General features: G+C 32.3%; 11 protein-coding genes. 9 read left to right on the top strand and 2 right to left on the bottom strand.

Going from position 1 to position 9858, the window contains the following annotated elements; translation table 11 throughout:
* The first annotated feature begins 38 nt into the window (after positions 1-38).
* From ACHZC3_RS08030 to groL, 9 genes are all read left to right on the top strand, one after another.
* The gene (locus tag ACHZC3_RS08030; RefSeq protein ID WP_394759345.1) at positions 39-737 is read left to right on the top strand and encodes a hypothetical protein; all 699 of its coding nucleotides are present in this window, start codon (positions 39-41) and stop codon (positions 735-737) included.
* A 76-nt stretch (positions 738-813) separates the two neighbouring features.
* A complete protein-coding gene (gene miaB / locus ACHZC3_RS08035) occupies positions 814-2259 on the top strand; it encodes a tRNA (N6-isopentenyl adenosine(37)-C2)-methylthiotransferase MiaB (RefSeq protein WP_394759346.1) in 1446 nt (481 codons plus the stop codon).
* Between the two features lie 171 nt (positions 2260-2430).
* Entirely contained in the window at positions 2431-2796 is a 366-nt protein-coding gene (locus tag ACHZC3_RS08040) for a YcxB family protein (RefSeq protein ID WP_394759347.1), read from the top strand.
* Positions 2797-2882: 86 nt separating this feature from the next.
* Complete coding sequence (locus tag ACHZC3_RS08045) at positions 2883-4139, top strand: sigma 54-interacting transcriptional regulator (RefSeq protein ID WP_394759348.1); 1257 nt, start codon at positions 2883-2885, stop codon at positions 4137-4139.
* A gap of 90 nt (positions 4140-4229) precedes the next feature.
* Positions 4230-4733: an LptE family protein gene (locus tag ACHZC3_RS08050; RefSeq protein ID WP_394759349.1), complete on the top strand. Its 504-nt coding sequence runs from the start codon at positions 4230-4232 to the stop codon at positions 4731-4733.
* A gap of 65 nt (positions 4734-4798) precedes the next feature.
* Positions 4799-5677, top strand: a complete 879-nt coding sequence (locus ACHZC3_RS08055; RefSeq protein WP_394759350.1) for a tetratricopeptide repeat protein — start codon at positions 4799-4801, stop codon at positions 5675-5677.
* Between the two features lie 3 nt (positions 5678-5680).
* Positions 5681-6064 (top strand): preprotein translocase subunit SecG, encoded by a 384-nt coding sequence (secG, locus tag ACHZC3_RS08060; protein WP_394759351.1) that lies wholly within the window; start codon positions 5681-5683, stop codon positions 6062-6064.
* A 136-nt stretch (positions 6065-6200) separates the two neighbouring features.
* Positions 6201-6476 carry a co-chaperone GroES gene (groES, locus tag ACHZC3_RS08065; protein ID WP_394759352.1) on the top strand — a complete coding sequence of 92 codons (276 nt, stop codon included), beginning with the start codon at positions 6201-6203 and terminating at the stop codon, positions 6474-6476.
* Between the two features lie 68 nt (positions 6477-6544).
* Entirely contained in the window at positions 6545-8173 is a 1629-nt protein-coding gene (groL, locus tag ACHZC3_RS08070; RefSeq protein WP_394759353.1) for a chaperonin GroEL, read from the top strand.
* Between the two features lie 133 nt (positions 8174-8306).
* On the opposite strand, the gene ACHZC3_RS08075 is transcribed toward groL, so the two are convergent.
* Positions 8307-8918, bottom strand: coding sequence for a DUF4230 domain-containing protein (locus ACHZC3_RS08075; RefSeq protein ID WP_394759354.1), 612 nt, complete (start codon positions 8916-8918; stop codon positions 8307-8309).
* An 11-nt stretch (positions 8919-8929) separates the two neighbouring features.
* Positions 8930-9856, bottom strand: coding sequence for a GSCFA domain-containing protein (locus tag ACHZC3_RS08080; RefSeq protein WP_394759355.1), 927 nt, complete (start codon positions 9854-9856; stop codon positions 8930-8932).
* Positions 9857-9858: the final 2 nt, after the last annotated feature.

Consider the following 9858-nt stretch of genomic DNA (forward strand, 5'->3'; position numbering starts at 1 on the left):
ATTTTTTTTAAATAACCCTTCAACCAAACATCTTACTATTGAAAACACGAACCCCTTTCGTTGTCTTTCTATTTTTGCTGAACACACATATTGTGATTTCGCAGGAATGGAAAAATTTTAAATCTTATCAGAAAGAAACAAATCAATCATCGCTTGCAGAAGGTTGTTGGCTAAAAAACAACAGGAAGCAGCATGATGCCGTTTGGAATAAAGCCAATTTGTTTAACCTCTCTGTAGAAAATGGAGATTTAAAGTATCAAAACATCAGTCAAATAAGGGATTTTTATATATGGTTTGATTTGGAAATAAAAAAACAAGGGCATAACATAAAATGGATCAAGACTGCTGGAATTGTGGCCGACCAGCTTTCAAAATTAGATTGTGGCTTTATTCGCATTTTTGTAGTTAGAAATAAAGAAATAGTAACATTTGCCAATGAAGGCTCTAAAAAAGTATTTGCATTCGCTTTTCCACAATTAAAGCACGTTTATTTTTCTGAAACAATACTTAAAGGCGGAGCTGCGAAAGACTGGGACAGGAATTATGGAATAAAAGAACAATGTATAATACTAGAACCTTTGTATGAGAAATTATCTAAAAAAGCCCTTTGGAAATTAGATAGAATGGCAAAAGGAAAAGGATTTTTTGTTTTTGGGGTTTCGAAAGAATGGAGATTTACAGGTAGTATTGAAGATTGTAAGGCTAGATTTGAGCATGGGATGAGTAAGAATGATTAGTAAATTATTTGTTAAATAAAACTGCCATCTTGTCAGATTTTTTGTTTTATACTATATTTGCCAAAGAATTTGACTTATGGAAAAGATTATTGAAGAAAACAAACAAGGAGAAAGTCTTGTTTTAGAAAATAAACCCGAAAACACCAAGAAACTTTTTATAGAGAGTTATGGTTGTGCGATGAATTTTTCGGACTCGGAAATTGTAGCCTCTATCCTTTCTGGAAATGGCTATAATACTACAAATGTATTAGAAGAAGCCGATTTGGTTTTGGTTAATACTTGTTCTATTCGGGATAAAGCAGAACAAACTATTCGCAAGCGTTTGGAGAAATACAATGCAGTAAAACGTATTAATCCAAAAATGAAAGTCGGCGTTTTAGGCTGTATGGCCGAACGTTTGAAAGACAAATTTCTAGAAGAAGAGAAAATTGTTGACCTCGTTGTAGGGCCTGATGCTTACAAAGATTTACCTAATTTATTAAATGAAGTTGAAGAAGGTCGTGATGCCATAAATGTGATTTTGAGCAAAGATGAAACCTACGGAGACATTTCGCCAGTTCGATTAATGAGCAACGGAATTACAGCCTTAGTTTCTATCACACGTGGATGCGATAATATGTGTACGTTTTGTGTAGTTCCTTTTACTCGAGGACGTGAGCGTAGTCGTGAACCACAAAGTATCATGGCTGAAATTCAAGATTTATGGGATAAAGGTTTTAAGGAAATTACGCTTTTAGGTCAAAATGTAGACAGTTATCTTTGGTATGGTGGAGGATTGAAAAAAGATTTCGCCAATGCGACTGAAATGCAAAAAGCTACTGCGGTAGATTTTGATCAATTATTAGAGATGGTTGCCGTTGGTTTTCCGAAGATGAGAATTCGATTTTCGACTTCAAATCCACAAGATATGCATGAAAGTGTATTGCATGTAATCGCTAAACATTCTAATATATGTAAGCATATTCATTTGCCTGTTCAATCTGGAAGTAATCGTATATTAAAGGAAATGAATCGTTTGCACACGCGGGAAGAATATATGATTTTGATTGATAAAATTAGAGCTATTATTCCAAACGCATCAATTTCGCAAGATATGATTGCTGGTTTTCCTACAGAAACAGAAGAAGATCATCAAGATACTATGAGTTTGATGGACTATGTAAAATATAATTTTGGTTATATGTACAGTTATTCTGAACGTCCAGGAACATTGGCTGGAAGAAAAATGGAAGACGACGTTACTGAAGAAACAAAAGCCAGAAGATTACAAGAAATTGTCGATTTGCAACAAAAACACGCTTGGTTACGTAGTGAAGAATTCATAGGTCAAACTGTAGAAGTTTTGGTAGAAAAAGTATCTAAAAAATCGACAGAAGAGTTTTCTGGAAGAAATTCGCAAAGCATTACTGTCGTTTTTCCAAAAGAGAATTATAAGATTGGAGATTTTGTAAATGTAAAGATTCAAAGTTGCACAAGTGGAACTTTAAAAGGAATTGCTGTTGGTTTGAGTGAGATGAATTAAAAAAATTTTAAAGTTTAAAGTTGTTTAATTATGGATAAAGAGATTATTATAAAGCCGAGTTTTATTTTCAAAGATTACTTTAAAGTTAATTTATTTTTGGTTTTGAACAAACCATTTTACTATGTCATCTTGCCTTTAAGCTTCTTATTCTTATGCTTTGACATTTATAATATGATTCAAGGTTCAAAAAGTTTCATCGAATTGTTCTATTTTCCTGATTTGATTTTCATTTTACTACCAATAGTAGTCTTATTTTCTACTTTTAGTATTACAAAAACAAGATTGTCTAATATTAAATTGAAAGAAAATATTTTCATTAAATTCAATAATGAATATATTGAAGATGTTGGAGAAAGCTTTAACATGAAATATTATTGGAAAGATATTTATAAATTAGTAGAAAAGAATGATTGGTTTTTAATTTACATAGATAAAAAATGTGCCAAAGTCATTAGAAAAGACGATCTAAAAGACAATCAATACAACGAATTAAAAGAACTTTTTAATTCATTAAACATAAAAAAGAGTTTAAAATAAATGCTTTGAGATTCTTCCTTCGTCAGAATGACAAGATTGTGAAGAAACTTTAAACTTTTAAACCTTAAACTTTTAAACCTTTTTAAATGGAAACAGTACAATCAATAAAACAGCGATTCGAGATTATTGGAAATGATCCTAAATTGAATCGTGCGATAGAAAAAGCTATTCAGGTTGCTCCTACTGATATTTCGGTATTGGTAGCAGGTGAAAGTGGCGTTGGTAAAGAAAGTATTCCTAAAATAATACATTCCCTTTCTCACCGAAAACACGGAAAATACATTGCTGTAAACTGTGGTGCTATTCCTGAGGGAACTATAGACAGTGAGCTTTTCGGACACGAAAAAGGAGCTTTTACTGGTGCAACTGGAACTCGTGAAGGTTATTTTGAAGTGGCTGATGGTGGGACTATTTTCCTAGATGAAGTGGGCGAATTACCGCTAACAACTCAAGTCCGCTTGCTTCGAGTTTTAGAAAATGGAGAATTTATAAAAGTAGGTTCAAGCCAAGTGCAAAAAACTAATGTTCGCATTGTGGCTGCAACCAATGTCAATTTATTTGATGCCATCGAAAAAGGAAAATTTCGTGAAGATTTGTATTACAGACTAAGTACTGTAGACATCTTATTACCTCCTTTGCGTGACCGAAAAGATGATATTCATTTACTTTTTAGGAAATTTGCTGCCGATTTTGCTCATAAATACAAAATGCCTCCTTTGAAATTAGATGACAATGCCGTTTCCGTTTTACAAAAATTTCGTTGGTCAGGAAACATTCGTCAGTTGCGAAATATGGCCGAACAAATTTCAGTTTTAGAAACCAATCGTGATATTTCGGGTACTACTTTATTATCTTACTTGCCGCAAGAAGGAAGTAATTTGCCTTCCGTTATTAAAAATAAAAAGTCAGAAAACGACTTTTCGACCGAAAGAGATATTTTATACAAAGTCCTTTTTGATATGAAAAGTGATTTGCACGATTTGAAAAAATTAACATTAGAATTGATGAAAAATGGTTCGGCAAAAGTGCAAGAAATCAACACTAATCTAATTCAGAAAATATACGGTTCTAAGGAAGCCGACAGTGAAATCTCGTTTGAAGAAGAACCAAGAAATACAGCCTTCACTAATCATAATGAAGATAATGATTTTGATGAAAATGAAGACGAATTTCAATTTGCAGAAACAATCGAAGAAGAAGAAATATTAAAATTAGAGCAACGCGAGATTGAAATGATCAAAAAATCGTTAGAAAAAAACAAAGGAAAACGCAAAGCTGCTGCAGATGAACTTGGTATTTCCGAAAGAACTTTATACCGAAAAATAAAACAATTTGACCTTTAATTGGCAATCAATAATTGACAATTGATAATTATTTGAATATCTTTGGCTCGAGCTTTAGTGAACTGGCAAAGCATTTTTTTTTAAAATAAAATGAATAAAATAAAATACATATTTTTAATTTCCTCCTTTTTTTTACTTCAAGGTTGTTCTGTTTATAACTTTACTGGAACAGGAAAAATTGATGCAAAAACGTTTCAAGTTGGTTATTTTCAAAATATTTCAGAATTAGTAGAACCTGGAATAGACCGAGATTTTACTCGCCGTTTACAGGATTTAATTCAAAATCAGACTAATCTAAATTTAATTTCGTCCGATGGTGATTTAGTATACGAAGGCGAAATTGTAGATTATAGAATAAGTCCAATGACTGCCACCGCTGATTTAACTGCTGCACAAAGTAGGCTATCAATAACAATAAATCTTAGATTTTCTAATAAAAATAAACCAGAAGAAGATTTTGAAAAACGCTTCTCTTTTTTTGACGATTTTCCAGGAAGTAATTTACCAACTGGTTCCCAACTAAAAAAATCTCTAGACTTGATTTTCGAGCGTATTTCGCAAGATATATTTAACGCTACATTAGCAAAATGGTAAAATAATGTTTATTTGTTTATTTGGTTATTTGGTTAACCGATTAAACAAATAACCAAATAAACTAAATGAACGTAACAGAATATACATACTTGATTAACAGGCCAGATGCCGTCAATGATAGACAGATTATTGCTTTGGAAAAAATTCTACACGATTTTCCTTACTTTCAAAGCGCAAGAAGTTTACATCTAAAAGGCATTTATAAACAGGATAGTTTCAAGTATAATACATCACTAAAAAAAACAGCCGCTTTTACAACAGATAGATCAATTTTGTTTGATTTAATTACTTCTGAAAATTTTATAGGGATCCAAAAAGGCTTTTTTGAGGAAAAAGAAGCCGAAATACATAATATAACAGTTGTAGATAGTACTATAATTGAAATCGTTACAGCAGAACCAGAAATTAAGGTTTTAATACCCGAAATTAATCCGCTTGAAAAATCGATTATTTCATCTATAAAAGAAGCCAATCAAGATCTTGAAGAAGAAATTACTATTGAAGAAGCTCAAGTTTCGACTATTGAAGAAAAATTAGAAATAGGAAAACCATTATCTTTTAATACAGCCGAAACACATTCTTTTCAAGAATGGTTACAATTAGCTAAAGTAAAACCAATAGTTAGAGAAGAAAATTTAGCTGAAAACAATAGCGAAGAAAATAATTTGTCATCAAAATTAGATATTATCGACAAATTTATAGAAGCCAATCCTAAAATTTCTCCTGTTAAAAAAGACATGTTAACGCCTATTTTTACTATAAAGGAAGAAGATAACTCTTATTTAATGACAGAGACTTTAGCCAAGGTTTATTTAGAACAAAAAAAATATAACAAAGCAATTCAAGCATATGAAATATTAATTTTGAAATATCCAGAAAAAATTACTTTCTTTGCAGACCGAATTTCGGATATAAAAACGTTACAACAAAATAATAATAGTTAAACAATGAGCACATTTACAATTTTTTTAGTTTTAATAACAATAGTTTGTTTCTTACTTATCGTAGTCATTATGGTTCAAAACCCTAAAGGTGGTGGGTTATCTTCTACATTAGGTTCAGCTCAAATGGGTGGTGTACAAAAAACGACTGACTTTTTAGATAAAAGCACATGGTACTTAGCGGGCGCATTAATCGTCTTGATTTTAATGTCAAGCTTAAGTTTTAATGGTGGAAATAGCGAAACTGGTTCAAAAATTATTGATGAGAGCACTATTACTGCTCCAGCAATTCCTACTGCACCACAAGCTGCTCCAACTGAAACAAAACCAACAGAAACTCCAGTTGCTACTGATGCTGCAAAACCAGCAACAGAAGAAGTTAAAAAATAGTTTCTTACGAAATATAAAATTAAAGTGCCAGCCTGTCAATGCTGGCATTTTTTATAAGAAAAATTGTCAGTTTTAATTGCTTGGCATAATTTCTGAAAAGACAATAACATCATTAAATAACAAAATTCATTTTATTATGACATTAAATATTAAACCACTTTCAGACAGAGTTCTTATCGAGCCTGTAGCTGCTGAAACAAAAACAGCTTCGGGAATTTTTATTCCAGATACTGCCAAAGAAAAACCACAAAAAGGAACTGTCGTTGCAATAGGAAACGGAAAAAAAGACGAACCACTTACAGTAAAAGTTGGCGATTCTGTACTTTACGGAAAATATGCAGGAACTGAATTGAAACTAGAAGGAAAAGATTATTTGATCATGCGTGAAGAAGATATTTTAGCAATCATCTAAACAAAACAAACGATTAATCAAATCAACAACCGAGCGATAACGAACGGATGAAATAAATAAACATTAAAATGGCAAAAGATATAAAATTTGATATAGAAGCACGTGACGGATTAAAACGTGGTGTTGATGCATTGGCTAACGCAGTAAAAGTAACTCTTGGACCAAAAGGTCGTAATGTAATTATTGGTAAAGCTTTTGGAGGACCAACCGTTACTAAAGACGGAGTTACTGTTGCCAAAGAAATAGAATTGAAAGACCCATTAGAAAACATGGGAGCTCAAATGGTAAAAGAAGTTGCTTCGAAAACCAATGATTTGGCTGGAGATGGAACTACAACTGCAACTGTATTAGCTCAAGCCATTGTAAAAGAAGGATTGAAAAACGTGGCTGCTGGTGCAAATCCAATGGATTTAAAAAGAGGTATAGACAAAGCCGTTGAAGCTATTGTTGCCGACTTGACCAAACAAGCAAAAGTAGTAGGAAGTGATTCTGAAAAAATAAAACAAATTGCTTCTATTTCAGCAAACAACGACGAAGTTATTGGCGAATTGATTGCTAACGCTTTCGCGAAAGTTGGAAAAGAAGGTGTTATCACTGTTGAAGAAGCTAAAGGAACTGATACTTATGTAGATGTTGTAGAAGGAATGCAGTTTGACAGAGGCTATCTTTCTCCTTATTTTGTGACCAATCCAGAAAAAATGGATGCAGAATTAGAAAGTCCATACATCCTTTTGTATGACAAAAAAGTTTCTTCTCTAAAAGAATTATTACCCGTTCTTGAGCCAGTTGCTCAATCAGGAAAACCATTATTAATTATTGCTGAAGATGTAGATGGCGAAGCTTTATCAACATTGGTAGTAAATAAATTACGTGGTGCACTAAAAATTGCTGCTGTAAAAGCTCCAGGTTTTGGTGACAGAAGAAAAGCAATGTTAGAAGATATTGCCATCTTAACTGGTGGAACTGTAATTTCTGAAGAAAGAGGTTTTACTTTAGAAAACACAACTATCGAAATGTTAGGAACTGCAAAAAGAGTAACTATCGACAAAGACAATACAACCATTGTAAGTGGTGCTGGCGAAGCCGATATGATTAAAAATCGTGTGAACCAAATAAAAGGTCAAATGGAAGCTTCAACTTCTGAATATGACAAAGAAAAATTGCAAGAACGTTTGGCTAAATTAGCTGGTGGAGTTGCCGTTCTTTATGTTGGCGCTGCTTCTGAAGTAGAAATGAAAGAAAAGAAAGACCGTGTCGACGATGCGCTTCACGCAACTCGTGCAGCAGTGGAAGAAGGAATTGTTGCTGGAGGTGGTGTCGCTTTATTGAGAGCTAAAAATGTATTAAAAGATATTAAAGCGGATAATGCTGATGAAGCAACAGGAATTCAAATTGTATCTCGTGCTGTAGAAGCTCCGCTAAGAACCATTGTAGAAAATGCAGGTTTGGAAGGTTCTGTAGTGGTTGCAAAAGTTGCTGAAGGAAAAGGTGATTTTGGGTACAATGCAAAAACTGACGAATATGTAGATATGCTGAAAGCTGGAATTATAGATCCTAAAAAAGTAACTCGTGTAGCGCTAGAAAATGCTGCTTCTGTTGCCGGAATGATCTTGACTACCGAATGTGCTTTAGTAGAAATAAAAGAAGAAAACGCAGGCGGAAACCAAATGGGTGGTGGCATGCCAGGCATGATGTAAGATTTTGCAAAGTGTCACAATACATAAAATCCGTCAAGAATGATTCTTGACGGATTTTTGTTTTTATGTTGTTTTGTCCTAAAATAGTGATACCTAAATACAACCGTGTTGTATTTCTAATAGATTTTTCTGATTATAATTTAAATTCTTTTTCAGATTTTATTTCTTGTCCTTTATATTCCACTTTCCAACCTACGGAATGGGTAACTAAAAGTATTTTTGAAAGCTCACTGATTAAACGATTCTTAGCATTCGATTTTAGAGTAGATTTTTCGATTTTTTTAGCTAAATCGGCTTTTACTTTTTTGGTGATCGCATTAAAATCGGCACCTGTAAATTCATTAAATTTACTTTGTTCCACATCGTAATACTGAATATCAGGGCTTATTTTTATTTCTTCTTTTGGAATAGAAATGATACGAATGCTTTTATTTTTCTCATCAATATCATATTGCATTTGGCGTAAATCATACATTACCAAAACATCAGAATTAGCAACAACTATTGCTTTCTTATCAAAAGAAATCAATCCAGCCATATAACTATCTTTATCTTTAAAAGTGAGCACTTGGGAGTAATGACCTTCTGTAACAACCAGTTTTCCAACACTTTTTATTTGCTCTTGTATGAGATTGGAATTGTATTCGGTCGAGCTTTCACTATCTGAAGTAAAAAATTTATAGGTGAAAAAGCCTAAAATAAGGATGAGTAAGCCGAAAAACAATTTCTTATACAAGTTGATCATAATGAGAACAATTAAAACTTCATAAATGGATATCCTGAAGCTAATATATTGATTTTTTGATTCAAATTCTCTAAAAATTTTACATGCCTTTCGGATTCTGGATTAAAAGGTTTATGATGCAATGCTTTCTGAATGTCGCAAACTTGCTGCATTATGATAAATTCTTTTTCATCGACATAATTCTCAAAAAAACGAATCCAAATATAATCGATCGCGGTTTGGTTTGGATGCAACATATCTTGAGCATAAAAACGGTAATCACGAAGTTCGTCCATCATGATTTCGTAGGAAGGAAAATAATTAACAATTGATAATTGACAATTAACAATTTGATGAATTGCAGTTATTAAATGTGATTTACTCAACGTATTTTCTGCAAAACCATCTTTGATATGTCGAACTGGAGAAACCGTGAAAATAAATTTTACTTCTTTATTTACTTCCCTTATTAATGTAATTATGTTTTGTAAACTTTCTTGAATTTTTTCTACCGAAAGCAATTCTTTTGCAAACTGTTTCTGAGGTACTTTATGACAATTAGCTACAATTTCGTTGGTTTCTATATTTCTGTAAATCCAAGCCGTGCCTAGCGTGATAATGATATGCGTGGATTTGGTTATTTGGTTATTTGTGGAATCGATTAATTCATTTAAAGTTTTTAGAAACTCTTCTTTATTTGGATTCAATAATTCCGAATGGACTTCATAACAATGCCACGCTTCGTTATGATAAAAAATATCGTTTTCTGTGAAATAGTTTTTATGAATACTTCTAAGAATCAATTTTTCTAAAGAAACGGGATTAAAAATAATTCCAAAAGGATTCACCAAATTATCAAACTTAAAATATTCTAATTTCTTAGCCATATTTTCGGCAAAACAAGAACCCAAAGACATAATTCTAGAATTGTAATCTATTAGATTATTGCTTTTAGAAATAG

It is taken from the genome of Flavobacterium sp. (genome assembly GCF_043720215.1).
Classification (GTDB): Bacteria; Bacteroidota; Bacteroidia; order Flavobacteriales; family Flavobacteriaceae; genus Flavobacterium.

Coding starts and splice junctions, on each gene's coding strand:
- groL (WP_394759353.1), top strand. CDS start 6,545: ATGGCAAAAGATATAAAATTTGATATAGAAGCACGTGACGGATTAAAA.
- ACHZC3_RS08055 (WP_394759350.1), top strand. CDS start 4,799: ATGAACGTAACAGAATATACATACTTGATTAACAGGCCAGATGCCGTC.
- ACHZC3_RS08045 (WP_394759348.1), top strand. CDS start 2,883: ATGGAAACAGTACAATCAATAAAACAGCGATTCGAGATTATTGGAAAT.
- groES (WP_394759352.1), top strand. CDS start 6,201: ATGACATTAAATATTAAACCACTTTCAGACAGAGTTCTTATCGAGCCT.
- secG (WP_394759351.1), top strand. CDS start 5,681: ATGAGCACATTTACAATTTTTTTAGTTTTAATAACAATAGTTTGTTTC.
- ACHZC3_RS08050 (WP_394759349.1), top strand. CDS start 4,230: ATGAATAAAATAAAATACATATTTTTAATTTCCTCCTTTTTTTTACTT.
- ACHZC3_RS08075 (WP_394759354.1), bottom strand. CDS start 8,918: ATGATCAACTTGTATAAGAAATTGTTTTTCGGCTTACTCATCCTTATT.
- ACHZC3_RS08040 (WP_394759347.1), top strand. CDS start 2,431: ATGATTCAAGGTTCAAAAAGTTTCATCGAATTGTTCTATTTTCCTGAT.
- miaB (WP_394759346.1), top strand. CDS start 814: ATGGAAAAGATTATTGAAGAAAACAAACAAGGAGAAAGTCTTGTTTTA.